We start from the raw sequence: 25,661 nt of genomic DNA on the forward strand, positions 1-25,661 counted from the left end.
ACGGGACGGCTGATGAACGTTCAGTTCTTGGAAAAGTACGATACCTGGCTGAAGTCTCAGACGAAAGAAGCGACTTGACATACATAGGAGCTTCGAGTTCTTCCACTACAGGGACTGGGAGGGCGTCACGCTGGCGGGGTTCGCCGACCGCCTGGACGCCTACCTGCGGTACTGTCGCGCCGGACGCATCAAGAGGTCGCTCGGATGGATGAGCCCCGACGAGTACCGCGCCTCGCTGGGATACGCCGTCTAGGAGGTACGAAAAAACGTCCGCACCCCCTAGTTTTGTTTCCGAAGGGGCAGATTTTGTTGCGGTAAACTCCGCGAAGTAGATGCACGAGGGGCAATGGGGGCGGCATAAGGCGTTATACGGCCAATTCGCTATGAAGTTGACCAGGTGTTTCTCAAATAGGGAGTTTCCTCCCGTACGAGCAAGGCAGCACCGGAGTCTATCTCGCGGAGTTTACTGCGCAAAATCGGCGTAATGACAAGCGCAGCCGCTCGAAACACGGTCTTTCGGAAACGCGCCCCTCTCCCGTGCGGTTTATTCTCGGACGGTTATAATAGAGCGCGGAAATGTGGCGCAGCGCGCCCGGGTTGGCGTGCTTGGCCGCGCGAGCGCTTGAGGAGGAGAAAGGGAACCGACGTGAAGGACATGATCTCGCTGGAGGAGGCCCGTGCGCTCGTGTGCGGGGCCGTGGAGCCGATGGCCGTGGAAACCGTGGGGCTGCTGGAGGCCGTGGGCCGGGTGGCCGCCGCCGATCTGACGAGCGACATCGACGTGTCCCCCTTCGCCCACTCGGCCATGGACGGCTTCGCCCTGCGGGCCGCCGAGATCGAGGGCGCTACGGAGGAGGTGCCCGTGGCCCTGCGCGTGATCGCCGAGATCGGCGCCGGGGATGTGTTCGAGGGCTCCATCGGGGCGGGGGAGTGCGTGCGCATCATGACCGGCGCCTGCCTGCCCGACGATGCCGACGCCGTGGTGAAATACGAGATCGTGGGGGTGGTGGAAGGCGACGGGCATACAGGCTCGCTCGTGTCCTTCGCGGCTCCGACGAAGGTGGGCTCCAACGTGCGCCCCGCCGGCGAGGAGGCTCGGGCCGGCGAGGTCGTCGTGCGCGCGGGCGAGGTCATCGGCGCGGCGGGCGTGGGCTTTCTGGCCGGCTGCGGCGTGCTGGAGGTGCCGGTGCGCCGGCGCCCCCGGGTGGCCGTCATCGCCACGGGCAGCGAGCTCGTACCCCCCGCCGAGGTGCCCGGCCCCGGCAAGATCCGCAATTCCAACAGCTACGCCATGGCTGCCTGCGCGAGCCGGGCCGGGGCGGTGCCCCATATCCTGCCCATCGTGGAGGACACCTACGAGGCCCTGCGCGAGGCCGTGGCCGCGGCCACCCAGGAGTACGACTTCGTGGTGACCACGGGCGGGGCGGCCAACGGCGACTACGATTTCATCAAGCCCGTGGTGGCCGATCTGGGCGAGCTGCTCATGGCCACGGTGAACATGCGCCCGGGCAAGGCCCAGACCTTCGGGCTGGTGAACGGCACGCCAGTCTTCGGCCTGCCGGGCAATCCGGCCGCGGCTTACGTGGGCTTCGAGCTGATCATCCGCCCGGCTCTGCGCGCCATGCAGGGCTACCGTTTCCTCGATCATCCGGTGGTGCGGGCCCGGCTCACCCAGAACGAGAAGAACCGCGACCCGCGCCGCATCTTCCTGCGCGGCACCCTCACCCGCGGCGCTGACGGTGCCTTCGAGGTGACGCCGGCCAAGAACCAGAGCTCGGGCCTGTTCGGGCCCATCCAGAAGACCAACTGCATGGCCGTGCTGCCCGAGGGCAGCGAGCCCCAGCCGGCCGGAACCATGGTAGACTGCATCCTGCTGGATGTGCCGGAAGAGGTGTGCCTGTAGGGTTCGCCCAGCCCGGCATCTGCGGAAAGGAATTTCATGACCATCAAGTTCGCTATCATCACCTGCTCGGATACCCGCACGCTGGCCACCGACGAGGCGGGGGCTAAGCTGGAAGAGCTGATCGCCGCGGAGGGCTGGGAGTGCATCCGCCGCGTCGTGGAGAAGGACGAGCGTCCGTTTATCGCTGGGGCGCTGCTGGACGCCTGTGACCACACCGATGCCGACGTGGTGCTCACCTGCGGCGGCAGCGGCCTCTCGCTGCGGGACGTGACCCCCGAGGCCACCCGCGACGTGGCCGACCGCGAGGTGCCGGGCATTGCCGAGGCCATGCGCGTCCACAGCCTGAAGATCACCCCCTACGCCATGCTGTCCCGGGCCATCTGCGCCCAACGGGGCCGCACCCTCATCATCAACCTGCCCGGTTCCACCAAGGCGGCTACCGAGAACTGGGAGGGCATCGTGGCGGCGTTGCCCCATGCCGTGAAGATGATGGCCGGAGGCGGCCATGACACGCAGAAGAGCCTCTCGGAAAAGCTCTCCGCTGCCGCGGCCCGCGGCGAGCTCGGATAGGGCCGACCGCATTAAGGCGGCCGACCCTCTGTCGTGCCCCCTGTGCCGTGAAGATGCCCCTCGCCCGCCGTTGCGGAGGCCAACAAGCGCTATACTGGAGCGCGATAAGGTAGGCGTTACGTGCGGTTTCGAGGTGGCACTTCATGGCAGAACTTCCCAACGGCTTCACCGGCTTCTCCCGTCGCGATCCGAACTTCGTGTCGGCGGGCGATGCCCTGCGCAGCTCCCGCTACGACGACACGCCCTTTGCGGCTCGCAAGCAGGAGCGCTCTGCGGTTGGCGGCTGGGCACCGGCGGGTTCGGCCGCGGGAGTGTCGGCCCGGGGCGCCGCGGGGCCTATGGCCCCGGCCTCCGATGTGTTGCAGTTCGCCGAGAGCGGCACGGCTCCGGCCGGCCCCCCGCGCTTCGACCCCGACAAGCTCGCCCATATTCCCGAGACCGATCGGCGCTGGTCCTGGGTGGAGATCGACCTGAACGCCATCCGCCACAATGCTTCCACGGTGAAGCATCGTCTGCGCCCCGGCTGTCGACTTATGGCCGTGGTGAAGGCCGATGCCTACGGTCATGGGGCCGTGCAGGTGGCCAAGACGGCTCTGAATTCCGGGGCCGAGTACCTGGGTGTGGCCACGGTGGACGAGGCCATCGCCCTGCGCGAGGCCTACGTGAACGCCCCGGTGCTCGTGCTGGCCGAGCCTCCGGCCACGGCCATCCCGCTGCTTCTGGCCTACAAGATCATGCCGAGCGTCTACACCGCCGAGTTCGCCATCCGCTACGCCGAGGCCGCCGATGCCTTCGGGCTGCGGGCACCGTTCCACCTGAAGGTGAACACGGGCATGAACCGCATCGGCGTGCGCTGGGACGAAGTGGTGGAATTCGCGCGGCAGATCTCGTTCCACCGGGCCCTGGACCTGGAGGGCACCTTCACCCACTTCGCCACGGCCGACTGTCCCGGCACCATCGATTTCGAGCGCCAGGTGAAGCGCTTCGCCGAGGCGGTGAACGCCCTGCGGGCCGCGGGGCTGAACCCGGGCATCGTGCACGCGGCCAATTCCGCGGCGGCCATCCGCTACCCGGAGGTGCAGCTGGATATGGTGCGCCTCGGCATCTCGCTCTACGGCTTCTATCCCTGCCCGGAGGCCTATCCGCTCATCGATTTGAAGCCGGCCATGGCCGTGAAGGCCCGCATCACCGACGTGAAGATCGTGTCCGTCAACGAGGGGGTCAGCTACGGGCTGCACTACCGCAGCCCCGGCTCGGTGAAGATATGCACCCTGCCCATCGGTTATGCCGACGGTTTGCGTCGCGGGCTCTCGAATCGCACTGACGTGCTCCTCGGCGGCCGGCGCTTCCATCAGGCGGGGAACATCTGCATGGACCAGTGCATGTTCGAGGTGAATCTGCGCCAGCGCCTCGGTATCGATCCCCAGATCGGCGACGAGGTGGTCATCGTGGGCGAGCAGGGCGAGGCGGCCATCACCATCGACGAGATGGCCGAGACCCTGGGCACCATCCAGCACGAGGTGGCCATTGGCTTCGGCTGCTCGCGACTGCCTCGAATTTATATCTAAATTCGAGGCCTCGCTGACGTCCTTGGGCGAATCTGTGAGAGAGGATTGTATGTATGGATATGACGAGTTCCCAGACGAATACCGCTCGGCAGCACCCCCATATCCCCCTCGATGAGCTGCGGGCGCAGGTGGCGGCGTGCCGGCAATGCCCGCTGTGCGAGGGGCGCACTCAAACCGTGTTCGGCGTGGGCAACCCCGAGGCACGGGTGCTCATCGTGGGGGAGGCCCCGGGCAAGAACGAGGACTTGCAGGGCGAGCCCTTCGTGGGCGCGGCGGGCAAGTACCTCAACGAGCTGCTGGCCATCGCCGGGCTTGCCCGCGACGAGGTGTTCATCGCCAACGTGCTGAAGTGCCGACCGCCCTCGAATCGTGATCCGCGTCCCGAGGAGATCCAGACCTGTACGCCGTTCCTCCGAGAGCAGACCCGCACTATCGACCCGGAGTTCATCGTCACCCTGGGCAACTTCGCCACGAAGTTCATCCTGAAGACCGATGTGGGCATCACGCGGCTCCACGGCACCTTGCAGCGGGCCGGGCGCTTCAAGGTGTTCCCCATCTTCCACCCGGCTGCCGCCCTCTACGACGGCAGCAAGCGCGAGGCCCTGGAGAACGACTTCACTACGCTGGGGGAGTTGCTGAAGGCTGCTGATTAATCCCGCTAACCCTACAACCAGTTCTTCTTCTTGAAGAACAGGATCATCGTCACGATCATGAGGGCCGCGAGCACGATGATGGTGACGGACATATAGGGCCAGTCGAGCCCCGGCAGTACCGTGAGGTTCATGCCGAACCAGCCGGTGACCAGGGTGAGTGGGGCGAACATCACCGTGACGATGGTGAGGATCTGCATGGTGGAGTTTTGCTTGAGGTCGATTTGGGTCTGATGCAGCTCGCGCAGCTGAAGGCTGTACTCCCGCAGGGTCTCGGCCCGATCGGCCAGGTGGTTCGCGTGGGCAGCCACGTGGCTGAACGCGCGCGCTTCTTCGCGGCTCATCACCTTATTCTCGTTGTCGGCGATCAGATCGGCCATGACGGCGATCTGCTGGTAGTACGAGCCCATGCGCATGGCGGCGCGGCGATAGCCCATGATGGTCTGGGACGATACGGTTTCGCTGTGGTCGAGCATGACCTCCTCGATTTTCTCCATAGCGTCCTCCATGAGGGAGAACCAGGTGAAATCGTCGGCGATGAGCGTCTTCATGAGGGCGTAGAGGCAATGGGACGTGGTGGCCTTGGTGAGGATGCCGCTGGTGGACACCTTCTGCAGCATATCGGCGGCCACGGTACCGTCGTCGATGAAGATGAGCCGGTCGGCGTCGAGATAGAATGACATGCGGTCGGGGTCGGCCGTGGGATCGGTCTTATCGGGCACAGCGAAAGAGCCGATGACGAAGGAGGGGTAGAGCTCCACGAAGTTCATCTCAGCCGGTTCGAGCGCGGCCAGGCCGTTGCGGCCCTCCTGGGAGATGTTGGGCAGGGCGTCGAACTCGTGGGACGTGATGACCTTCACGAGGGGCGGCCGGGGATTCTCGCGGGTGCTGGGGGCGCTGAGAGGCTGGGGCTGGTTCAGTTCGTAGACAATGGCCATCATTTCCTCCTCGCGGCACCGTCGCTTCTGGTTCCCTAGTATAGAATGAGCCGCGCAGTAACCGTTCCCGTGCGGCTATCTGTCACTTGTTTGTGTCCCGGCGTTGCGGCGCTGCGTCCTTCGCGAAGAAAGGTGGTCCTATGGTCTTCGATCCCGTTGCCTGGATCAACACCCCCCGTTGGCAGGCCTCGCGCCTGGGGCTCGAGCGCATGACCGATCTGCTGGAACGCCTGGGCCGTCCCCAGGATGCTCTGCATTTTGTCCACGTGGCGGGCACCAACGGGAAGGGGTCGATCTGCGCCTATCTGGCTCGTATCCTCGAAGCGGCCGGCTATACCGTGGGGCTGTTCACGAGCCCCTATATCCTGCGCTTCGAGGAGCGCATCCGCGTGAACGGCGCCGATATCACCGGCGAGGAGCTGACCCGCGCCGTGGCCGCCGTGCGTCCCGTCGCCGAGGCCATGGAGGCCGCAACGGGGGATCATCCCACGGAGTTCGAGTTGATGGCCGCCGTGGCCCTGGAGCATTTTCGCGCTGCGGCCTGCGATATCGTGGTGCTGGAAGTGGGCCTGGGAGGCCGGCTGGACGCCACTAACGCCATCGACGCCCCCGAGGCGAGCGTCATCGGCCGCATCGGGCTGGACCACACCGACCTTTTGGGCGACAGCCTGGCGGCCATCGCCGGGGAGAAGGCCGGCATCGTGAAGGCCGGGGTCCCGGTGGTCAGCTGGCCCCAGGAGCCCGAGGCCATGGACGTCATCGAGGCCGTGACCGCCGAGCGCGGCTGCGAGCTGCGTTGCCCCGACTTTGCCGACCTGGCGGTGGAGCCGTTGGAGGGGACGGCGTGGGGTGGCACGGTGGCCGACGAGGTTGTGGGAGGGAGTGCGGCGGAGGCAGCGGCCAGCGAAGTTGCGGGAGGAGACGCGGAAGAGACTGCTGATCGTGCGCTGTCGGCAGCGCGGCGCTTCGCCTATCGGGGGGAGGCGTTCGCGACCCAGATGTTGGGCAGTTACCAGCCAGCCAACGCCGCCATGGCCATCGAGGCCGTGGGCGTTCTGCGCGAGCGGGGCTGGTCTATTTCCGAGGCGGCCCTGAAAGAGGGCATCGCCGCGGCCCGCTGGCCCGGGCGCTTCGAGGTGGTGGGCACCTTCCCGCTCACCATCGTGGACGGCGGCCACAATCCCCAGGGAGCCGAGGCCTTGGCCTCGTCGCTCGCGGACTTGCTGGGCGAGGCAGGGCGCAGCTCGGTGCACTTCGCCCTAGGCGTGCTGGCCGACAAAGACTACCCGGCCATGGTGCGTGCCGTGGCGCCCTGGGCCGCCTCGTTCTCGGTGTACGCGCCGGAGAATCCCCGGGCCCTGGCGGCCCACGAGCTGGCTGCATGCGTTCGGGACGTGCTGGCCGAGGAAGTTCGCAGCGGAGCAGCCGTCCCCCGTGGCGGCGCCGTGCCGGTAAGCATGTGCGCCAGCCCAGCCGCCGCCTTTGCCGCCGCGCGGGATGCAGCAGGCTCTGAAGGCGTGGCCGTGGCCTTCGGGACCCTCTACGCCATCGCCGACCTTACGAATGCGTCGGGATGTCGGTAGAGCTTGGGCGTCCCGGTTTCTGAAAGAGGCGGTTTCGCGCAGCAAACTCCGCGAAATAGATACGGGCGCCGTGCCTTCTGGGCAAAACTGCGCCAAACGGGGCGAGGAAGCTGCGGTTTTGCACGAGAAGCAGTTCTATTTGATGCTCTGTGGCTGCGGGGAATCTATTTCGCGGAGTTTGCTGCGCGAAAACAGACTTTTGGAAAACGAAAAGCCCCCGCGGCCGAGGGCCGCGGGGGCTTGGATGCGATGGTGTGTCGCGCGACTTACAGGGAGTCGATGTAGGTCACCAGGTCGCCCACGGTCACGAGGCCCTCCGGCTCGCCGAAGTCGACCTCGCAGGCCTCCTCCAGATCGCAGATGAGCTCGACCATGTCCAGGGAGTCGATGCCGAGGGACTCGAAGGTCGCCTCAGGGGTGACGGTGGCGGGGTCGATGTCGAGATTGCTCTCGAGAACGCCGGCGATGGTGTCGATAGTGGCCATGAACTAATCCTCCTTTTGCGTGAGCAGACCGTAGCCGCCGTCCGTGCGGCGGTACAGGATGTGCACCAGGTTGGTGTCACGATCAGTGTATGCGAAAAAGTCGTGGCCCAACAGATCGATCTGGATGAGCGCCTCATCTTCGGTCATGGGCGTGAACTCCGTCTCCTTGCGACGCACGATCTCGTCATCGGCCAGCTCGTCCATGAGGCGGTCCAGATCCAGCTCGCTCTCGGGGTGGGCGTCCTCGTGGGCATAGTCGACGATGCGCTCCGTGGCGCGGATCTTCTTGTCCAGCACGCGGGTCTTGTACTTGCGCAGTTGGCGGGCAACCTTGGCAGCGGCCACGTCGATGGCGGCGTACATATCCTCTTCGCTCTCTTCCACACGCACGATGTGGCCCTTGATGCGAACGGTGACCTCGCAGATGGCCGGCAGCGGATTGGCCGGGTTCTTCTCAGTGTACAGGACAACTTCCGTGGATACGGCGTCGGCATCGACGGCCTTGATGGCGTTGCCCACCTTCTCCTCGGCATATTGACGAAGGGCGTCGGTGACGGGCATTTTGCGTCCGGACACGGTGATCGTCATGATTCCACCTCTTTAATTCGTGGCCTACAGGTTCGGTTGGCACGCTGGCGCCCCTCTGTCCCGCATCGTTCGCGCGATGGGAGGCAAAGCGACAAACGGCTGCCAACCGGAGTAAACAGCATAGCGCACTTTGCGCCAGAATCGGCGGGCAATTTGAGGTTGCAGGAAAACGTTTCCCGTCCGATGGGCGTCTCCGAGCGCTGCCGCAGCTCAGTATGCGCAGCTCGATCAGATGGGAGCGGCCGGCTTTGCGGGCGGCATCCCAGGAGCGGGTGCTGTCTCGTTAGTTTTGCATGGAGATTGCCGTGACGGTCCCTCAACGGGTCGGTCTTTTGGTCGCCAGTGCGGGGAAAAGCGATACAATAATCGGATATATGCGAGGCCGGCCCGCGCGGCGGCCGAAAACGAGAACCTGAGGACGTGAGCATGGAACCCACCGCGAAGAACCCCGATCCCCACCACATTTTCATCGACGAGGTCCAGGGCCATCAGCGCCGCTGGCTCAAGGTGATCCAGTTTACGAGCTCGTCCACCAAGGCCGCCGCTATCATGCTCGCGGCCGCTATCGTGGCGCTCATCATCGCGAACTCCCCGGCGTTTGAGCCCTTCGAGCAGTTCTGGCACACCCATGTAGTGGTGGGCGTGGGCGGCCTCATCGGCGAGATGTCCCTGGCCCACATCATCAACGACATCTTCATGGCGGTGTTCTTCCTGCTCGTAGGCCTCGAGATCAAGTACGAGATGACCGTCGGCGAGCTGACGAACATCCGCCAGGCGGCCCTGCCCATCATCGCGGCCCTGGGCGGCGTGCTGGCGCCCATCGTCATCTACTCCCTCTTTAATGCCGCCAACCCCGAGACCGCCCACGGTTGGGGCGTGCCCACGGCCACCGACATCGCCTTCGCCCTGGGCATCATGGCGCTGCTCGGCAACCGCGTGCCCAACGGCGTGCGCGTGTTCCTGTCTACTCTGGCCGTAGCCGACGACATCATCGCCATTCTCGTCATCGCCATCTTCTATGGCCAGAGTCCCTCGCTGATGTGGCTGGCCGTGGCCGCGGTGGTGCTCGTGGGGCTCGTGCTGCTCAACCGGGCCCATGTGTACTCCCTTGCCCCCTATCTGCTCATCGGCTGCTTGCTGTGGTTCGCCGTGTTCATGTCCGGCGTGCACTCCACTATTGCCGGCGTGCTCCTGGCCTTCACCATTCCCACCGGGTCCCGCGTCGATCTGCAGAAGTTCATGACCTGGTCGGGCGACCGGGTGCGCGAGGCCCGCGACAGTTTCGTGGAGAGCCAGCCGGTGGTGCTGCAGAAGGACTATATGTTCACCGTGAGCCGCTTATCCAGCGTCGCCAAGCAGGTGGTGCCCCCGGCCACGCGCCTGGAGCACATGCTGTATCCCTGGGTGTACTTCGCCGTGTTGCCCCTGTTCGCGCTGACCAACGCCGATGTGAGCTTCCTCGGCGGAGACGTGCTGGCCATGGTGTCCAGCCCGGTATTCTTCGGCGTGTTCTTCGGTCTTCTGCTCGGCAAGCCCATCGGCATTCTGCTGTTCAGCTTCCTGACCGTGAAGTTCAAGATCGCCAATCTGCCCGACCATGTGAACTGGATCCATATGCTGGGCGCCGGCATCCTGGGCGGCGTGGGCTTCACCATGGCCATCTTCGTGGCGAATCTGGCCTTCCCCGAGGCCGTGCTCATCGCCGATGCGAAGATCGGCATTCTGTCGGCATCGCTTCTGGCCGGCGTCATCGGCTTCGTGTTCCTGTTCATGCAGGCCAAGGCTGCCGAGCGGGCCGGTATTTCCTATGTGTCGGCCTCCCTTGATGACGTGGTGCGCCAGACGACCGGGGAGGAGGCCGCCGAGGTGGCCGACGACCTGGTGCTCGCCTGCGGCGACGAGGACGTGGTGGACGACGTGCGCGAGGTGCTTCACGCCGAGGGCGGCGTGGCCGAGTTCGTCATCCACGAGACGGCCCGCGCCGAGGCCGAAGCCGAGGAGGCCGAGGACGTGACCGGCACTCGGCCGTAGGGCGCATCATATCCAGTGCTCGCTAGCGAGGGCGCTCCTGCGGGGGCGCCCTCTTCTTGTTTTCGGAGGCTCTCGGCGCGCACCCGGAGAAGTTCGCTCTTGACCAAAATACCCCTAGGGGGTATAAAGCGAGAGAACGAGAACAGGTGAGCGAAGGAGCTTGAATGGAAGAGAAGGACGAGGTCCGGGCCGAGGCTGCGGTGGCCGAGCCGGCCCAGGGATGCTCATGCCGTCATAAGGCCACGCCGCGGTCCGAGGCGCTGCAGGCCGACGTGCAGAAGAGGCTGAACCGCGCCATCGGGCAGCTGAACGGGGTGAAGGCCATGGTTCAGGACAACCGCTACTGCGGGGACGTGCTCACCCAGCTGGCGGCGGCCGAGTCGGCGGTGCGGCGCGTGTCGGAGATGCTTCTGGCCGAGCATATGCGCACCTGCGTGGTGGATGAGGTGCGCGCGGGCAACGACGAGGTAATCGATGAGGTCATGGCGCTCATGCGGCGCTTCTCGAAGTAGGAGGCATTCATGGAGACTCAACGTTTGGCCGTGGCCGTCATGCACTGCCAGAAGTGCGTGGCGAACGTGACGCGGCACTACGAGGACGTGCCGGGCGTAGCGGCTGTGGCGGTGGATCTGGCCGGCCAGAGCGCCGAGGTGACCTACGACGCGGGTCGGGTCACCGTGGACGATCTGCTGCACGTCCTCGACGACACCAACTTCAAGGTAGCCGTCATGCCCGAGACGGGCCCGCATCCCTTCGCGGCCGAGATTGCCGCCGATGAGGCCGAGAAGGCGGCGAAGAAGGCAGCGGAGGCCGCGGGGCCGAAGGCGGGGGAGAGCGCGGGGAAGGACGCGGAGGCGCCTGTGGCGGCCGCGGCGGGCGGCGGCGAAAGGACACCCGCTGCGGACGACGGCGGCCCGACGGAGGCCTCTATCCGCCTGGCCATCGAGGGCATGCACTGCGCGAACTGCGCCGCCTCCATTGAGAGCCATTACCGCAAGACCCCCGGCGTGGTGGATGTGGCCGTGAACCTGGCGAACAACACCGGGCGCGTGGTGTTCGACCCGGCCCAAGCCAGCGTGGACGACATGCTCGCCGTGTTCGACAGCCTCGCCTTCACCGCCGAGCTCATTCCCGACGACGCGCCCTTGGTGGACGAGAGGCGCCGCGCCCGCGAGGCCGCCCGGGCCAAGCGCGACCGCAAGGTGTTCGGACTGTCGGCGGCGCTCACGGTGATTATCGTGGCCATCGGCATGATTCCCGGCTGGCACATGGGGGCGGGCGAGGTTCTGGCGCGGCTGTTCACGGCCGAACCCAGCCACGTTCAGGCTATGTTCGCGGCGAATATCCTGCTGCTGGCACTCACGCTGCCGGTGCAGTTCGGCTGCGGCGCGCGCTTCTACAAGGGGGCGTGGGGCTCGCTCAAGGGCGGCTCGGCGAACATGGACGTGCTCGTGGCGCTCGGCACCTCCATCGCGTTTTTATTCTCGCTGTGGATCACGTTTTTGCCGGTGGCGACGGGCGATTGGGAAAGCCGCGAGGCGCTCGCAGTCAACGACGGCATGCCCTACTTCGAGACCTGCGCCATGCTCATTACCTTCGTGCTGCTCGGCAAGATGCTGGAGAGCCGCGCCAAGGGCGCCACGAATGCGGCCATCGAGTCGCTCATGAACCTGACGCCGCCCACCGCTCGCGTCGTGCGTGGCGGCGAGGAGCGCGAGGTGCCGCTGGCCCAGGTGGTTGCCGGCGACACGGTGCTCGTGCGCCCCGGCGAGAAGGTGCCCGTGGACGGCGTGGTCGTCGAGGGGGCCACCGAGGTGGACGAGTCCATGCTCACCGGCGAGACGCTGCCGGTGGTGAAGGTGGCGGGCGACGGAGTCACGGGCGGCACCCAGAACACCACCGGTTCGGTGACGGTGCGCGCCCTGCGCGTGGGGGCCGATTCCACGCTGGCCCGCATCGTACGTGCCGTGGAAGATGCCCAGGGCACGAAGGCCCCCATTCAGCGCATCGCCGACCGCATCGCAGCCGTGTTCGTGCCGGCTATCCTGATCCTCGCGCTCGTGGTGTTCTGCGCGTGGTTCTTCATGGCGCCCGCTGATTCCGATGGGCGTCTCGCCCAGGCGCTCATGCCGGCCATCGCCGTTATCTGCGTGGCCTGTCCCTGCGCGCTCGGCCTGGCCACACCCACGGCGCTGACGGTGGGCATGGGGCGCGGCGCGCAGCTCGGCGTGCTCATCAAGGACGGTACGGTGCTCGAGACCATGGGTAACCTCACGGCAGCCGTGTTCGACAAGACCGGCACGCTCACGGTGGGCGAGCCTGTGGTCGTGGCCTGTGACGTGCCCGATGATGCCCTGCGCCTGGCCGCCGCCCTGGAGGCGAAGAGCGAGCACCCCCTGGCTCGGGCCGTCGTGGCCTTCGCGGGCGGGCGCGGCTTGGCGCCGCTGCCTGCGGCCGAGTCCTTCGAGGCCGTTGTCGGCGAGGGCGTGCGCGGCGTGGTGGAGGGCCGCGAGGTGTTCGTCGGCGTCGGGAAGGCCGCCGGCGACGGGGCCGGGGCCACAGGCTCGCTCGTGGCCATCGACGGCGCGGCGCGCGGCCGCATCCAGTTCCGCGACGAGCCCAAGCCGGACGCGGCGGCCACGGTGCGCGAGCTGAGCGGCGACTTCGCCGTGACCTCCTACATGGTCACCGGCGACGCGGCGCCCACGGCCCGGGCCATCGCCGAGGAGGTGGGCATCGCGTCCGCCCACGTGTTCGCCGGCGTGAAGCCGCTCGAGAAGGCCGACTGCGTGCGCGCCGTGCGGAGCGCCGTCGACGTCTCCATGCTCGGCAACGCCGCTGCCGAGGCCCGCAGCACCGAGAAGGACAACGAGCGCCTTCTGAAAGAGGAAGTGGCTGATCCGGCCCTCATGGCGTCCTCCGATCCGAGCATGGGCATTACCGAGGAGCCTCTACCCCTCGAGTCCCCGGCAGATGCCGCTCAGGAGGTGGTTGCCGGCACGAAGGCCGTCGTGGCCTTCGTGGGCGACGGCATCAACGATGCCCCGGCGCTCGCGGCCGCCGATATCGGCGTGGCCATGGCCTCGGGCACCGATGTGGCGCTCGATGCCGGAAGCGTGGTGCTCATGCGCAACCGTCTGTCCGACCTCGTCGTGGCCCTGCGTCTGTCGAAGGCCACCATGCGCAAGATCAAGCAGAACCTGTTCTGGGCGCTCATCTACAACTGCATCATGATCCCGCTGGCCGCCGTGGGCATCCTCGCCCCGGCCCTGGCCGGTGCCGCCATGGCCCTGTCCAGCGTGAGCGTCGTCAGCAACTCCCTTCTCCTGAAGCGCTTCAAATAGCGCTATACTTTGCCCTATGCGAAAAGTGCGGGCGGGAAGGCCCGGGGAAATAGAAAGGCGTTCCATGGAAACTGCTGCGATTATCCTGGCGGCGGGGGCCGGTACCCGCATGAAGTCGAAGAAGCCGAAGGTGGCCCACGAGGTGCTAGGCCGGCCCCTCGTGCAGTGGGCGGTGTGCGCCGCCGAGGAGGCCGGCGCCGACCGGGTCATCGCCGTGGTGGGCCACGGCCGCGAGGCGGTCATTCCTCTAGTAGAGGGCCGAGCCGAGGTGGCCGTGCAGACCTCCCAGCGCGGCACGGCCGACGCGGTGCTGGCCGCCGCCGACGCCCTGGCCGATTTCGACGGCGCCGTGGTGGTGCTCTCCGGCGACAGCCCGCTCATTCGCCCCGAGACCATCCGCGAGATGTGCGCGCTGCGCGCCGAGCATGATGCCGCGGTGGTGGTGCTCACCATGGATCTGACCAACCCCTTCGGCTATGGCCGCATCGTGCGCGACGGGGCTGGCGAGGTGGAGCGCATCGTGGAGCAGAAGGACGCCACGGCCGAAGAGGCCGCCATCACCGAGTGCAATTCGGGCTTCTACTGCTTCGACGGCCGTGCCCTGTTCGAGGCTCTGGCCCAGGTGGGATCTGACAACGCCCAGGGAGAGTTCTACCTTACCGATGTGCTGGCCATAAGTCGTGCGGCCGGACGTCCTGTGCTCGCCTACAAGACCGATGACGCCGAGCAATGCTTGGGCGTGAACTCCCGCGGCCAGCTGGCCGAGGCGACCCGGGTCATGCAGCGGCGCATCAACGAGGGGCACATGGCCGCCGGCGTCACGATGTGGGATCCGGCCACCACCTACATCGGCCCCGAGGTGGAAATCGCCCCCGACGTGGAGCTTCTGCCCAACGTCATGCTGCTGGGGAAGACGGTTGTCGGCGAGGACAGCGTCGTGGGCCCGAACAGTCGCCTGACCGACACGCGTGTCGGCCGCGGCTGCCGCATCGATGAGACCGTGGCCGTGGAAGCGCTCATCGACGACGGCGCCACAACCGGCCCGCGCGCCTACCTGCGCCCGGCGGCCCACCTGTGCGAGGGCGCCAAGGCCGGCACCCATGTGGAGATCAAGAAATCCACCATCGGCAAGGGCTCGAAGGTGCCGCATCTGTCCTACATCGGCGACACCACCATGGGGGAGGGCGTGAACATCGGCGCCGGCTCCATCACCTGCAACTACGACGGTGTGAACAAGCACGCCACCGTCATCGAGGACGGCGCCTTCATCGGCTCGGACACCATGATGGTGGCGCCGGTGACCATCGGTGCCGGGGCGCTTGTGGGCGCCGGCTCCACCATCACCAAGGACGTGGCCGCAGGCGCGCTCGCCCTCGGCCGCGCCAAGCAGTCCGAGATCGCCGGCTGGGTGGCCGCCCACCCCATCGAGAAGAAGAAATAGCGCGCAGCCCTTTTTTGCAGCGCGAAGCGCCCAGGTGGCATTCTCGCCATCCGGGCGCTTCTTTCGTTGGCTGGGTCCTAGGCCAGGACCGCTTGGGCGGCGTTCTTGCCGGCCCATCGGCCGGAGGTGTAGGCGTAATTCAGCCCACAGCCACCGGCCGGATAGTCGTCGTAGATGAAGGTTCCGCAGCTCACCTCGCCGACGGCGTACAGGTTCTCGATGATCTCGCCCTGCTCGTCGAGCACCTGAAAATCGGTGTTCACGTGGTAGCCGCCGAAGCTGCCGTGGGTGCAGACCCCCATGCTGAGCACGTAGAAGGGGCCTTCGGTCAGCGCGACGAGGTTCTCCTGCTTCTTGTTGAACTCGCTGTCGCTGCCCGCGGCGGCCATGGCGTTGTAGGCAGTGAGCTGCGCCTCCACCGCTGCGCCGTCAAGCCCCAGGTCCTCGGCGGCCGCCGCCACCGTGTCGCCTTGGGAAAAGTAGCCGCGCTCGAGCCCCATCTCGAAGCAGTTGGCCAGATGTTCGTCGAGGGCGTCCACCATGGCCTGGTCGTAGACGGCGTAGAAGATCTGGTCGGGGAAGTGAGAGACGGTGTAGTAGATGTCGTGGGTCTGGCCGTCCTCGTTCACGAAGCGCTTTCCCGAGGAGTCGATCCACATCGCCTTCTTGTCGATGAGCTTCGACTGACCGGCCTCCACGGGGCAGGCGAGGATGCCGTTGGTGCCGCCGTGGCCGATGTAGGCCGCCCCGATGTCGAGTCCCATCTGCAGGCCCTCGCCGGTGCAGCCCTCGCCCACCTCGGTGTAGACGCCCTGGTAGTCGGGGCAGTACTCGTTGATCATCTCGACGTTGCGGCAGAAGCCGCCCGTGGCGATGATGGTGCGCTTGGCATCGATCTGCACCCGCTTCCCGGAGGGACGGGCCGCCATGACGCCCTCTATCTTTCCGTCGGGTCCCACGATAAGGGACTCGGCCGCCGTGTTGAATACGAAGCGCACCCCGGCCTCTTGCGCCCGCTTGTTCATGATCTCGAGGGCAACCTCGTCGCGGTCGTCGATGTTGTGGCCGCGGGGCACGGTGTCGGAGCCCTTCTTCGAGACCTTCTCCTTGAACGGCACGCCCAGCTCCTCGGAGAGCCAGTCGATGGTCTCGCCGAAATGCTCGGCGCAGAATTGCTGCATGTCGGGGTCGAGCTTGTCGCCCCCACGGGTCATGAAGTACTCGAGAAGACCATCGGGCGTATCCTCGATGCCGGCGGCCTCTTGCAGCTTCGTGCCGGCGCCGTAGAGTGTTCCGATGGCCAGGGAGCTGGAAGCAGCCAGGCCGCTGCCGCCGTGCTTTTCCAGCAGCACCGTGTCGGCTCCGGAAAGCGCCGCCTCGGCGGCGGCCGTGGTGCCGGAGGCACCGCTGCCGATCACCAGCACGTCGCAGGAGATGGTCTCGTCCGCCTTATCGGTGGGAGTAGTGCGCGGGGCGCATCCGGCAAGTCCGGCGGCAAGGGCGCCGACGGCGGTGAGGGCGACAAAGGAACGGCGGGACATCGGGTTGGTCTGGAACATGGTTTCCTCCTCCTTGGGCGTGGGTTTCGCAGATCCCGGCCCCTTGGGCCAAGGGGGAGGGGCCGTCGGGCCGGGCTGTGGCTCCATGGTAGGGTTCCTCCCGCGGGCAAGCGGGTAATTAAAGCGGGTAGTTTCACGGGAGTTGAGAAGATGTACCCGAAACGGGTAATATGGTTCCAGCACGTAAATGGGGCCTTTTCGCGATGGGAGGGGGTGGCTATGGAAGACGGGAACACGGGTCGCGACGGTGCGGCGCTGCTGCGTCGTGCCCTGGGATCGCCGCTGTTGCTCAGCCTGCTGGGGCTTGCGGCGACGCGCGTATGGCTGCAATGCAACATGTTCGGCTCCTACGCCCAAAGCGATGACGGCATCGTGTCCGTCGTGAGCAACGCATTCTATGGCGGCACGATGGTCGTTGCGGCTCTGATAGCGCATTTCCGGCGTCCGAGTGCCGCCGCGGAGCGCGCGATGGGTCCGCTTTCGTTTCTCGTCATGACCGTAGCCACTCTGGTTATCATCGCGGGCAAAGAATCGGGCGTGCACGGAACGGTCATCGGGGGCGCTGTCATCGCCGGCATCGGAGGCGCTGTTGGCGGGGGTATGTGGACGGTGGTCTACCGACGTCTTCCCCTCACTCAGGCGGTGCTTTACGGTTTCGCCTCGTTGGGCTTGGGCTCTCTGGGCGGTCTCGCCTTCAGCTTCCTGCCGAACCTCGCGAGCTATGTGGCCTCGGCCTTCATGCCGGCCGTGGCGTTGCTCGGATTCCAGCAGAGCCTCAAAATCCCCGAGGTGCCTCCGGCCGCCGGCGCGGTGTACGACCGCGAGCCCGGGCGATCGGTAGTGCGCTTCTTCGCGGGTATCGCCGCCTTTAGCTTCGCCTTGGGCATCGCGCGGGGCTTTCCGGTGGGGGAGGCCATCCCCTTTGACGCGGGCATGCGGCTTCTTCACCAGCTCGGCGTCGCTGCCCTTTCCGCCTTTGTCATCTGGTGGGCCATCGTGGCTCGCCGCCGCCTCAGCTTCAAGCTGCTGTGGGGCCTGGAAGTGGCGGTCATGGCCTTGGGCATCGTGTTGCTCGCCCTGTTCCCGGGCAGTCTGACCGGTGCCGGTGTCGCCATCATCAACATAGCGGACACGTTCATGCTCGGCGTGCTATGGGTCACGCTGCAGGATGTGGCCCGGCATTCCACTCGGCATGTCTATGTGATTTACGGAGCTGCTTGGGCGGCGCGCGTCGTGTTCCGCAACGTCGGCCGTATTCTCATCGCAGTGGTGGGCTCGTCGATGACCGCCCTTACGTCCCTGGCCGCCGTGCTCGTTTTCGCGGTGGCGCTTTCCATGGTGCTGCTCCTGTCCAGCAACGTGCTGGTCGCTCGCCCGCTGTTCGGTGCCAAGGTGCTTGCGGAAAAAGCGGGAGGGACGGGAAGAACGGTCGGAGGACAGCAAGGCGGGTGCTTTCCAGCGACAGGCTCCGTTGTCTCCACGAGCGCCGAAGGCCGCGCGATCGGTCGATCCGAGGAGCGAGCGACCGTCGACGGCGAAGGTGACGCCCCGGCCGTGCCCGGCGAGCCTCCCGCTTTGGACGCCCGTACCGAGCTGCGCGAGCGCTTCGGCCTCTCGGAGCGCGAGCTTGAGGTGCTCGAGCCTCTGTCCCAGGGGCGCAGCAAGGCCTATATTGCCGATATGCTGTTCATTTCCGAGAACACCGTCCGTGCCCACGTCAAGCGCATCTATGCCAAACTCGATGTGCACAACCGCCAGGAGCTGCTCGACCGCCTCGGCCCCTACCGTTTCTAGCACCTGGACGATCGCTACCTCCTTCGCGTCACCCCGGGTGCCGCCCCTCGTGTCATCCAGAGCGCCGCCCGCCCCTTGTGCCATCCTGAGCACCGTCCCCCATGTCATCCTGAGCGAGCGGAGCGAGTCGAAGGATCTCTCGCGGATTCCGGTGCTACAATAGCCGAAGCTGAAAGACCCGTCGCAGAAGGGACGCACCCCATGACCGAGATGACCAAGCGCATGGCCCTGTTCTCCGGCTCGGTGAATCCGGAGCTGGCCGAGGAGATTGCCAAGAACCTCAACGTGAACCTCGGCAACATCAAGCACGAGAAGTTTGCCAACGGCGAGATTTACGCTCGCTACCAGGAGTCCGTCCGCGGGGCCGATGTGTTCCTCATCCAGTCCGTCTGCGCCGCCGAGGGATTCGACGTGAACGACGCCCTCATGGAGCTGCTCATCATGGCCGATGCCGCCAAACGCGCGAGTGCCCGCTCCATCTCGGCGGTCGTCGCCCACTACGGCTACGCCCGCCAGGACCGCAAGGCCGCCCCGCGCGAGCCCATCACGGCGAAGCTCGTGGCCGATCTGCTCACGGTGTCGGGCATCGACAACATCATCACGGTGGATCTGCACCAGGACGCCATTCAGGGCTTCTTCGACATCCCGGTGAACCACATGACCGCCATGCCCATCTTCGTCGATTACTTCCGCAACAAGGGCTTCGACGCCGACCGCCTCTGCGTGGTGTCGCCCGACGTGGGCCGCGCCAAGGCCGCGAAGAAGTTCTCCTCGGCGCTCGATTGCGACTTGGCCATCATGCACAAGGATCGCCCCAAGCACAACCAGGCCGAGATCACCGCGCTCATCGGCGACGTGACCGACAAGATCTGCATCCTGAACGACGACATGATCGATACCGGCGGGTCGCTCGTGGCCGCGGCTGCCACGCTGAAGGCCAAGGGAGCCGCCGAGGTGTACGCCTGCGCCACCCACGGCCTGTTCTCGGGCCCGGCCTACGAGCGCCTGGAGAACTCCTGCATCGAGGAAGTGGTGGTCACCAACGCCGTGCCCGTGCCGCTGGCGCGCCAGACCGGCAAGATCAAGGTGCTCTCCATCGCCCCCTTGTTCGCCCGCACCATCAATGTGGTGTACAACAATGGCTCTATTGGTAAGCTGTTCGAATAATTCGAACAGCTTACCCGACGCTGCGGTTCCGATGGGCACCTGACCTTGCCCCTTGTTTTCGCCACGGCGCGTACCGAAGTACGCTTGGGCGAAAGGCGGGGCAATGCCAGGCACCGGTCGGAACCTCGCTGTTTTCGGCGCCACCAGTGATACAAAAATAGTTAGTATTGAAGGATTTAATTGAGTAGCGAAGCAACATACATGATCGCGGGCCTGGGGAATCCGGGCGCAGAATATGAGCATACGCGGCACAATGCCGGGTTCGATGTGGTGGACGCGCTGGCCGATGAGCTGGGAGCGCGCTACTGGAAGACCGAGGGCGGGGCGTTGACGGCGCGGTGCACCTATCGCGGCGATGAGCTGGTGCTCGTGAAGCCCCAGAGCTACATGAACACCTCGGGCGGTCCCGTGAAGACCCTCATGAAGACCTACGGCGTTGCGCCCGACCATCTCATCGTCGTCCATGACGAGCTGGACATCGATCCGGGCACCATCCGGGTGAAGTTCGGCGGGGGGCACGCGGGCCACAACGGCCTGCGCTCCATCGGCGACAAGCTGGGCACCCGCGACTGGCACCGGGTGCGCATCGGCATCGGGCGGCCGCCGGGACGAAAGCCCGTGGTCGATTGGGTGCTTTCCCAACCGCGCAAAGACGACGCCGAAGCCTTCGAGCATGCCGTGGCCGAGGGGACAAGCGCCGTGCTGTCCCTCATCGACGATGGGCTGGAGAAGACCCAACAGCGGTTCAACTAGCTAGATCTTCTCGCTTACGCGCTATAATGGCGGAGGGGCGCACGGTGCGTCCCTCCGTTCGTTTTGTAGCCACGTGCCGGACTTCGGGCGCCCGAGCGAAATCTCGAACGCCCGCAGTATCGAAGGTACGGAGGTTTCCATGCGTCTTTCCGAAAAGGGGCATACCTATGCCCTGTTCGCTATCGTCGTCATCACTTGTGCTTTGGGATCGCTTACCCAGACGGTGATGAACTCCATGTTCACCGAGGTTTGCGCCGACTTCGCCATCGACGCGGCGGTGGGGCAGTGGGTTACTACCATCTACATGCTCGTCATGGGTGTTACGGTGCCGGTGGTCACGTTTCTGGCGAAGCGCTTCTCTCTCAAGCGCCTGGTGTTCCTGGCGCTCGGCTTCTATCTGGCCGGCTCGGCGGCGGGCTTCTTCGCCCCTGCCTTCGAGGTGCTGCTGCTGGCCCGAGTGCTGCAGGCCATCGCCACGGGCATCACGCTGCCGCTTGTGCAGACGGTGGCCATGACGCGCTTCCCGCGGGAGCGCACGGGCACGGCCATGGGCATCGGCGGCATTGCCATGGGATTCGCGCCCAATATCGGCCCGCTTATCGGGGGCGCCCTTGCGAACACCACCGGCTGGCGCAGCTTCTACATCATTCTCGTGGGGATGCTGGCGGTGCTGTGGGCGGCTAACGCGCTGCTCGTGAAGAGCCACGGCGACCACAAGTCCCAGGCGGTGTTCGACATCCCCTCCTTCGTGCAGTCCACGCTGGGCTTCGGCGGCTTTCTGCTCGGTGCCTCCAATGCGGCCACGATGTCGCTCGCGTCGTCGGAGGTGTGGGTGCCCGTGCTGCTCGGCCTTGCGTGCATCGTGGTGTTCGTGCGCCGCCAGCTCGTGATACCCAACCCGCTCATCTGCTTCGACATCTTCCGACCGCGCCATTACCGCGCCGGCTTTGTAGCCCAGAACTGCCTGTTCGCGTCGTTCATGGGCATCACGCTCATCCTGCCGCTGTTCATCCAGGGGCCCTGCGGCATGACGGCGCTCGACGCGGGCATCGCCTTCATTCCCGCCACTGTTGTCGCGTTGTTCGTGAACCCGCTGGCCGGCGTGCTCGTGGACAAGGTGGGAGCGCGCGTCGTGTGCATCGCGTCGGCGGCCTTTCTCACCGTAGGCGCCGCCTCGTTCATGTTCGTGGACGCGGGCACGCCGCTGTGGGTGCTCACGCTGTTGCAGGGCGTGCGCGCCGTGGGCGTGAGCGGACTTGTGGGGCCGCTGAACTCCTACGGCCTGGCGGGGCTCAATCGCGGTATCGTCATGGACGGCAGCGCGTTTTTCGCCACGGCGCGGCAGGTGTGCGCCTCGCTCGGCACCGCGCTCATGATGCTTATCATCTCTATGGCCGGGCTCGCCTTCGCCGCAGCTGATCCGGCCGATGCCGGTGCCACCGCCGCCGCGCTGCCCTACCAGCTCGCCTTCGCGCTTTCCACGCTCTTCGCGGCGGTGGTGCTCGTCACGGCCCTGTGGAAGATACGCTAGAGGAGCAAGGTGGCTTGAAAATCACGGTTTTGGAACGGGAGATCCTTTTTAGCGGTGAAATGGCTTGGAATTCACGCTTTTGCCACCGAATCCCTCGAAAAAGTTAACTGTCACATACCGTGATCTGGCCCTTTTCGATTGCAATGGGCGAAAGTCTCGTCGAAAATGGCATCTGCGGTAACAAAACCGTGAATTCCAAGCCAGTTTTCGCATTTTGCGTCTCGCGGACACCGCCAGCCCACGATAGGAACAGCACCATCGTTTATAATTCTCGATCGATTCATGTGCGAGATTGGACGGGCGCGAAATGGCATTTCTCCTCGGTTGCGAAAAGGTGCGGGTGGAATTCCCCACGAAGACGGTGTTCACCGAGCTCTCCCTCGGCGTGGACGAGGGCGCCCGCATCGGCATCGTGGGCAAGAACGGCGACGGCAAGTCCACGCTGCTCGGCGTGCTGGCCGGCGCCGTGGAGGTGGACGAGGGTCGCGTGATCCGCACCCGCGGTGTGTCCGTGGGCGTGCTCGGGCAGACCGACGGCCTTGCCGATGAGGACACCGTGGAGCGGGCCGTGGTGGGCGATAGGCCCGAATACGAATGGGCCGGCGATGCCCGCACGCGCTCTATCATCGCGGGGCTTCTGGGCGATGTGGCCTGGGATGCGACCGTGGGCACGCTCTCGGGCGGTCAGCGGCGCCGGGTCGATCTGGCGCGGTTGCTCATCGGCGACTGGGACGTGCTCATGTTGGACGAGCCCACCAACCACTTGGACGTGGCGGCCATCACGTGGCTCGCCGAGCATTTGAAGACCCGCTGGCGTCCCGGGGACGGCGCCCTGCTCGTGGTGACCCACGACCGCTGGTTCCTCGACGAGGTGTGCGAGGCCATGTGGGAGGTGCACGATCGCCGGGTGTGGCCCTTCGAGGGAGGCTTCTCGGCCTACATCATGCAGCGGGTTGAGCGAGACCGCTTGCAGGCCCTGGCCGAGCAGAAGCGGCAGAACGCCCTGCGCCGCGAGTTGGCGTGGCTCTCCCGCGGTGCGCGGGCCCGGGCCACCAAGCCCAAGTTCCATGTGGCCGCGGCCCAGGCCCTCATCGCCGATGTGCCGCCTCTGCGCAACGAGCTGGAGCTGAAGCGCATGGCCATGGCCCGGCTCGGGAAGACGGTGGTTGAGCTGCAAGATGCCACGCTGCGCTTCGACGACCGGGTGATCTTGGACGATGTGGACTGGATCATCGGGCCCGGGGACCGCTACGGCATCGTGGGGGCCAACGGCATCGGCAAGACCACGCTGTTGCGCATCATCCAGGGCATCCAGCCGCTCGATCGCGGGCGGGTGAAGATCGGCCAGACCGTGCGCTTCGCCGTACTGTCCCAACACCTGGACGAGCTCGCGAAGCTCGGCGACGACCGGGTGCGCCAGGTGATCTCCCGCTACTCGCGCCGTACCATGCTCGATGGCAAGGAGATGACCCCGGGACAGCTGCTGGAGCGGCTCGGCTTCACCAAGGACGACCAGAACGAGCCGGTGTGCGACCTGTCCGGCGGCCAGAAGCGACGGTTGGCCCTCATGCTCATCCTGCTGGACGAGCCCAACGTGCTCATCTTGGACGAGCCGGGCAATGACCTGGACACCGACATGCTGGCCGCCGTGGAGAGCCTGCTCGACGGCTGGCCCGGCACGCTTCTGCTCGTGACCCACGACCGCTACCTCATGGAGCGCGTGACCGACCACCAGTTCGCCCTCATCGATGGCAAGGTGCGCCACCTGCCCCGCGGCGTGGAGGAGTACCTGGAGCTGACGAGGGAGAACCAAGCCTCTGCGTCGATATCGGCGCCCGCGTCTGCGGCCGCTGCGGAAGCGGCGCCGAAGACGGGCGCAGTGCTTTCCGGCGGCGAGCAGCGGGAGCTGCGCAAGCTCATGGCCTCCAACGAGAAGAAGATGGAAACGCTGAAGGGCAAGATCGAGAAGAAGCAGCTCGCCATGGCCGAGGCCGATCCCTCCGACTACTTGACACTGACCGCCATGCAGGAGGAGATCGCCGATTTCGAGAGTCAGATCGAGGCCTTGGAACTGGAATGGTTCGACGCCGCCGAGAAGCTGGGGGAGTAGCGGCGGCCCTGACGGGACCGGCGAACCACTCGACGCTGCAAACCTCCGGTGCACCCACATTGGACGCTTTTGCGCTTACCCTCGCGTATTAAAATACGCTCAGCCGCGCAACGCGCCCACTGCGGGCACCCCGGAGGTTTTCGCTGACATTGATTCGACCTGTGAGAGTTTGTATGCCTGGAAACTACCAAACCATCGCCGGCATCGCCGAGGCGGAGATCGTGGAGAAGAAGAGCCGCTTCATCGGCCGCATCGCGCCGGTGACGACCGAGGAGGAGGCCCTCGCCTTCATTGCCGAGGTGAAGGCGGCCCACCGCATGGCGCGGCACAACGTGTACGCCTATGTGCTGCGCGGGGGGCGGGTGCGCTACACCGATGACGGGGAGCCGGCCAAGACCGCGGGCATGCCCACCTTGGAGGCCATCCAGCACGCGGGGCTCACCGACGTGGCCGTGGTGGTCACCCGCTACTTCGGGGGCGTTCTGCTCGGCACGGGCGGGCTCGTGCGCGCCTACGCGCAAGCCACGAAGGCGGCCATCGAGGCGGCCCAGATTGTGGTGGTGTCCCGTTGCGTGGACGTCATGGTGGAGGTGCCCTACAGTCTCTACGAGCCGGTATGCCGCATCGCCGAAGGAGCGCACGCCAAGCTCCAGGAGAGCGACTTCGCCGAGAACGTGCTGCTCACCTTCCGCATGCTTCACGGCACCGAGGCTCCTTTCCTGGAGAAGCTCACCGAGCTCACCCGCGGCCAAAGTGAAATCATCGTGACCGATCCCTTCGACGCGGCGTTCTGAGGGGCGCGGGCCCTATAATTGCCTCGAACGAACGAAAGGACGCGTATGTACGGATTGCGCACGGAGAGTAGCTTCGATGCCTCTCATTTTCTGACTGATTACCATGGCAAGTGCGAGAACCTGCACGGGCACCGGTGGCGCGTAGTGGCCTATCTGGAGGTCGCGACGTTGCAGACCGAGGGCACGTGCAAGGACATGGTGGTGGACTTCGGCGACTTCAAGGGCGCCCTGCGGTCGCTGACCGAGCGGCTCGACCACCACTTCATCATCGAGGAGGGGTCGCTGGCCCCCGATACCCTCGCCTGCCTCGAGCGCGAGGGCTTCGCGCTGTTCATGATGCCCTTCCGCACCACGGCCGAGAACCTCGCGAAGTGGTTCTTCGACGCTCTGGCCGAGATGGGGCTGCCCGTGGCCCAGGTGGACGTCTACGAGACGCCGAACAACTGCGCCTTCTATCGGAAGGACGCGTAGGGCCATGGTTCCCGAGGAAGAGAACGACGGCCTGCTGGACGCCGAGCGTCACCAGGCCCGCCACACCATCGCGGCCCGGGCCCAGCTGTTCCCCGTGGCCGAGAAGTTCGTGTCTGTGAACGGGGAGGGGCTGGCCTCCGGGCGTCCGGCGGCCTTCATCCGGTTCGCCGGCTGCAACATGTGGTGCACCTACTGCGATACCCGCTGGGCGAACCATCCCCTCGTGGAGGTGGAAGGGTGGAGCGTGCCCCAGCTGTTGGCCTGGGTGGCCGAGACCGGGGTGTCCTGCGTGACGCTCACCGGCGGCGAGCCGCTTCTGCAGCCCTACCTGCCCGATCTGGTGCAGGCGCTGCTGTCGGTGGAGAGCCCCTGTCCCCTGCG

21 protein-coding genes are annotated in these 25,661 nt (G+C 65.9%); 17 read left to right on the forward strand and 4 right to left on the reverse strand.

Annotated features, from left to right (window positions below; genetic code table 11):
• Positions 1-646 precede the first annotated feature (646 nt).
• The 4 genes from ACTOXK_RS10490 to ACTOXK_RS10505 all read left to right on the forward strand — a co-directional run bounded on the left by ACTOXK_RS10490 (position 647) and on the right by ACTOXK_RS10505 (position 4,694).
• Positions 647-1,903, forward strand: a complete 1,257-nt coding sequence (locus tag ACTOXK_RS10490) for a molybdopterin molybdotransferase MoeA (protein ID WP_482278684.1) — start codon at positions 647-649, stop codon at positions 1,901-1,903.
• Positions 1,904-1,939: 36 nt separating this feature from the next.
• A complete protein-coding gene (locus tag ACTOXK_RS10495) occupies positions 1,940-2,473 on the forward strand; it encodes a MogA/MoaB family molybdenum cofactor biosynthesis protein (protein ID WP_482278685.1) in 534 nt (177 codons plus the stop codon).
• 143 nt (positions 2,474-2,616) lie between these two features.
• Positions 2,617-4,041 (forward strand): alanine racemase, encoded by a 1,425-nt coding sequence (gene alr / locus ACTOXK_RS10500; RefSeq protein ID WP_482278686.1) that lies wholly within the window; start codon positions 2,617-2,619, stop codon positions 4,039-4,041.
• Positions 4,042-4,094: 53 nt separating this feature from the next.
• Complete coding sequence (locus ACTOXK_RS10505) at positions 4,095-4,694, forward strand: uracil-DNA glycosylase (RefSeq protein WP_482278687.1); 600 nt, start codon at positions 4,095-4,097, stop codon at positions 4,692-4,694.
• Positions 4,695-4,705: 11 nt separating this feature from the next.
• Here ACTOXK_RS10505 and ACTOXK_RS10510 read toward each other — a convergent pair whose 3' ends face one another.
• Positions 4,706-5,629: a magnesium transporter CorA family protein gene (locus ACTOXK_RS10510; RefSeq protein WP_482279928.1), complete on the reverse strand. Its 924-nt coding sequence runs from the start codon at positions 5,627-5,629 to the stop codon at positions 4,706-4,708.
• A gap of 140 nt (positions 5,630-5,769) precedes the next feature.
• On the opposite strand from ACTOXK_RS10510, the gene ACTOXK_RS10515 reads away from it, so the two are divergent.
• On the forward strand, positions 5,770-7,212 hold the full coding sequence (locus ACTOXK_RS10515) for a bifunctional folylpolyglutamate synthase/dihydrofolate synthase (RefSeq protein WP_482278689.1): 1,443 nt from the start codon (positions 5,770-5,772) through the stop codon (positions 7,210-7,212).
• A gap of 266 nt (positions 7,213-7,478) precedes the next feature.
• Here the strand turns inward: ACTOXK_RS10515 and ACTOXK_RS10520 are convergent, their stop codons facing one another.
• Positions 7,479-7,697 (reverse strand): acyl carrier protein, encoded by a 219-nt coding sequence (locus ACTOXK_RS10520; protein WP_028026870.1) that lies wholly within the window; start codon positions 7,695-7,697, stop codon positions 7,479-7,481.
• Between the two features lie 3 nt (positions 7,698-7,700).
• Positions 7,701-8,285, reverse strand: a complete 585-nt coding sequence (gene hpf, locus ACTOXK_RS10525) for a ribosome hibernation-promoting factor, HPF/YfiA family (protein WP_482277769.1) — start codon at positions 8,283-8,285, stop codon at positions 7,701-7,703.
• 426 nt (positions 8,286-8,711) lie between these two features.
• Here hpf and nhaA point away from each other — a divergent pair, with 426 nt between their 5' ends.
• The 4 genes from nhaA to glmU all read left to right on the forward strand — a co-directional run bounded on the left by nhaA (position 8,712) and on the right by glmU (position 15,101).
• A complete protein-coding gene (nhaA, locus tag ACTOXK_RS10530; protein ID WP_482277770.1) occupies positions 8,712-10,316 on the forward strand; it encodes a Na+/H+ antiporter NhaA in 1,605 nt (534 codons plus the stop codon).
• 164 nt (positions 10,317-10,480) lie between these two features.
• The gene (locus ACTOXK_RS10535) at positions 10,481-10,828 is read left to right on the forward strand and encodes a metal-sensing transcriptional repressor (protein WP_482277771.1); all 348 of its coding nucleotides are present in this window, start codon (positions 10,481-10,483) and stop codon (positions 10,826-10,828) included.
• A gap of 9 nt (positions 10,829-10,837) precedes the next feature.
• Positions 10,838-13,660: a heavy metal translocating P-type ATPase gene (locus ACTOXK_RS10540; protein WP_482277772.1), complete on the forward strand. Its 2,823-nt coding sequence runs from the start codon at positions 10,838-10,840 to the stop codon at positions 13,658-13,660.
• A gap of 64 nt (positions 13,661-13,724) precedes the next feature.
• Entirely contained in the window at positions 13,725-15,101 is a 1,377-nt protein-coding gene (gene glmU / locus ACTOXK_RS10545; RefSeq protein ID WP_482277773.1) for a bifunctional UDP-N-acetylglucosamine diphosphorylase/glucosamine-1-phosphate N-acetyltransferase GlmU, read from the forward strand.
• A 77-nt stretch (positions 15,102-15,178) separates the two neighbouring features.
• On the opposite strand, the gene ACTOXK_RS10550 is transcribed toward glmU, so the two are convergent.
• A complete protein-coding gene (locus ACTOXK_RS10550; RefSeq protein ID WP_482277774.1) occupies positions 15,179-16,660 on the reverse strand; it encodes an FAD-dependent oxidoreductase in 1,482 nt (493 codons plus the stop codon).
• A 219-nt stretch (positions 16,661-16,879) separates the two neighbouring features.
• On the opposite strand from ACTOXK_RS10550, the gene ACTOXK_RS10555 reads away from it, so the two are divergent.
• From ACTOXK_RS10555 to ACTOXK_RS10590, 8 genes are all read left to right on the forward strand, one after another.
• Positions 16,880-18,454: a helix-turn-helix transcriptional regulator gene (locus ACTOXK_RS10555; protein ID WP_482277775.1), complete on the forward strand. Its 1,575-nt coding sequence runs from the start codon at positions 16,880-16,882 to the stop codon at positions 18,452-18,454.
• A gap of 201 nt (positions 18,455-18,655) precedes the next feature.
• Positions 18,656-19,621 carry a ribose-phosphate diphosphokinase gene (locus ACTOXK_RS10560; RefSeq protein WP_482277776.1) on the forward strand — a complete coding sequence of 322 codons (966 nt, stop codon included), beginning with the start codon at positions 18,656-18,658 and terminating at the stop codon, positions 19,619-19,621.
• A gap of 201 nt (positions 19,622-19,822) precedes the next feature.
• The gene (gene pth / locus ACTOXK_RS10565) at positions 19,823-20,374 is read left to right on the forward strand and encodes an aminoacyl-tRNA hydrolase (protein ID WP_482277827.1); all 552 of its coding nucleotides are present in this window, start codon (positions 19,823-19,825) and stop codon (positions 20,372-20,374) included.
• Positions 20,375-20,513: 139 nt separating this feature from the next.
• Positions 20,514-21,905 carry an MFS transporter gene (locus ACTOXK_RS10570; protein WP_482277777.1) on the forward strand — a complete coding sequence of 464 codons (1,392 nt, stop codon included), beginning with the start codon at positions 20,514-20,516 and terminating at the stop codon, positions 21,903-21,905.
• A gap of 307 nt (positions 21,906-22,212) precedes the next feature.
• Complete coding sequence (locus ACTOXK_RS10575; RefSeq protein WP_482277778.1) at positions 22,213-24,015, forward strand: ABC-F family ATP-binding cassette domain-containing protein; 1,803 nt, start codon at positions 22,213-22,215, stop codon at positions 24,013-24,015.
• Between the two features lie 173 nt (positions 24,016-24,188).
• Positions 24,189-24,809: an IMPACT family protein gene (locus ACTOXK_RS10580; RefSeq protein WP_482277779.1), complete on the forward strand. Its 621-nt coding sequence runs from the start codon at positions 24,189-24,191 to the stop codon at positions 24,807-24,809.
• A 45-nt stretch (positions 24,810-24,854) separates the two neighbouring features.
• Positions 24,855-25,280: a 6-pyruvoyl trahydropterin synthase family protein gene (locus ACTOXK_RS10585; RefSeq protein WP_482277780.1), complete on the forward strand. Its 426-nt coding sequence runs from the start codon at positions 24,855-24,857 to the stop codon at positions 25,278-25,280.
• A gap of 4 nt (positions 25,281-25,284) precedes the next feature.
• A partial coding sequence (locus ACTOXK_RS10590) for a radical SAM protein (protein WP_482279929.1) occupies positions 25,285-25,661 on the forward strand: 377 nt, incomplete at its 3' end.

The organism is Adlercreutzia sp., assembly GCF_056795635.1.

Bases quoted from the DNA above. Each gene is read 5' to 3' on its own strand.
- ACTOXK_RS10575 (WP_482277778.1), top strand. From the start codon at position 22,213: ATGGCATTTCTCCTCGGTTGCGAAAAGGTGCGGGTGGAATTCCCCACG.
- nhaA (WP_482277770.1), top strand. From the start codon at position 8,712: ATGGAACCCACCGCGAAGAACCCCGATCCCCACCACATTTTCATCGAC.
- glmU (WP_482277773.1), top strand. From the start codon at position 13,725: ATGGAAACTGCTGCGATTATCCTGGCGGCGGGGGCCGGTACCCGCATG.
- ACTOXK_RS10585 (WP_482277780.1), top strand. From the start codon at position 24,855: ATGTACGGATTGCGCACGGAGAGTAGCTTCGATGCCTCTCATTTTCTG.
- ACTOXK_RS10535 (WP_482277771.1), top strand. From the start codon at position 10,481: ATGGAAGAGAAGGACGAGGTCCGGGCCGAGGCTGCGGTGGCCGAGCCG.
- ACTOXK_RS10580 (WP_482277779.1), top strand. From the start codon at position 24,189: ATGCCTGGAAACTACCAAACCATCGCCGGCATCGCCGAGGCGGAGATC.
- ACTOXK_RS10540 (WP_482277772.1), top strand. From the start codon at position 10,838: ATGGAGACTCAACGTTTGGCCGTGGCCGTCATGCACTGCCAGAAGTGC.
- alr (WP_482278686.1), top strand. From the start codon at position 2,617: ATGGCAGAACTTCCCAACGGCTTCACCGGCTTCTCCCGTCGCGATCCG.
- ACTOXK_RS10495 (WP_482278685.1), top strand. From the start codon at position 1,940: ATGACCATCAAGTTCGCTATCATCACCTGCTCGGATACCCGCACGCTG.
- ACTOXK_RS10570 (WP_482277777.1), top strand. From the start codon at position 20,514: ATGCGTCTTTCCGAAAAGGGGCATACCTATGCCCTGTTCGCTATCGTC.
- ACTOXK_RS10505 (WP_482278687.1), top strand. From the start codon at position 4,095: ATGGATATGACGAGTTCCCAGACGAATACCGCTCGGCAGCACCCCCAT.
- ACTOXK_RS10510 (WP_482279928.1), bottom strand. From the start codon at position 5,629: ATGGCCATTGTCTACGAACTGAACCAGCCCCAGCCTCTCAGCGCCCCC.
- ACTOXK_RS10550 (WP_482277774.1), bottom strand. From the start codon at position 16,660: ATGTTCCAGACCAACCCGATGTCCCGCCGTTCCTTTGTCGCCCTCACC.
- ACTOXK_RS10555 (WP_482277775.1), top strand. From the start codon at position 16,880: ATGGAAGACGGGAACACGGGTCGCGACGGTGCGGCGCTGCTGCGTCGT.
- ACTOXK_RS10520 (WP_028026870.1), bottom strand. From the start codon at position 7,697: ATGGCCACTATCGACACCATCGCCGGCGTTCTCGAGAGCAATCTCGAC.
- hpf (WP_482277769.1), bottom strand. From the start codon at position 8,285: ATGACGATCACCGTGTCCGGACGCAAAATGCCCGTCACCGACGCCCTT.
- ACTOXK_RS10515 (WP_482278689.1), top strand. From the start codon at position 5,770: ATGGTCTTCGATCCCGTTGCCTGGATCAACACCCCCCGTTGGCAGGCC.
- pth (WP_482277827.1), top strand. From the start codon at position 19,823: ATGATCGCGGGCCTGGGGAATCCGGGCGCAGAATATGAGCATACGCGG.
- ACTOXK_RS10560 (WP_482277776.1), top strand. From the start codon at position 18,656: ATGACCGAGATGACCAAGCGCATGGCCCTGTTCTCCGGCTCGGTGAAT.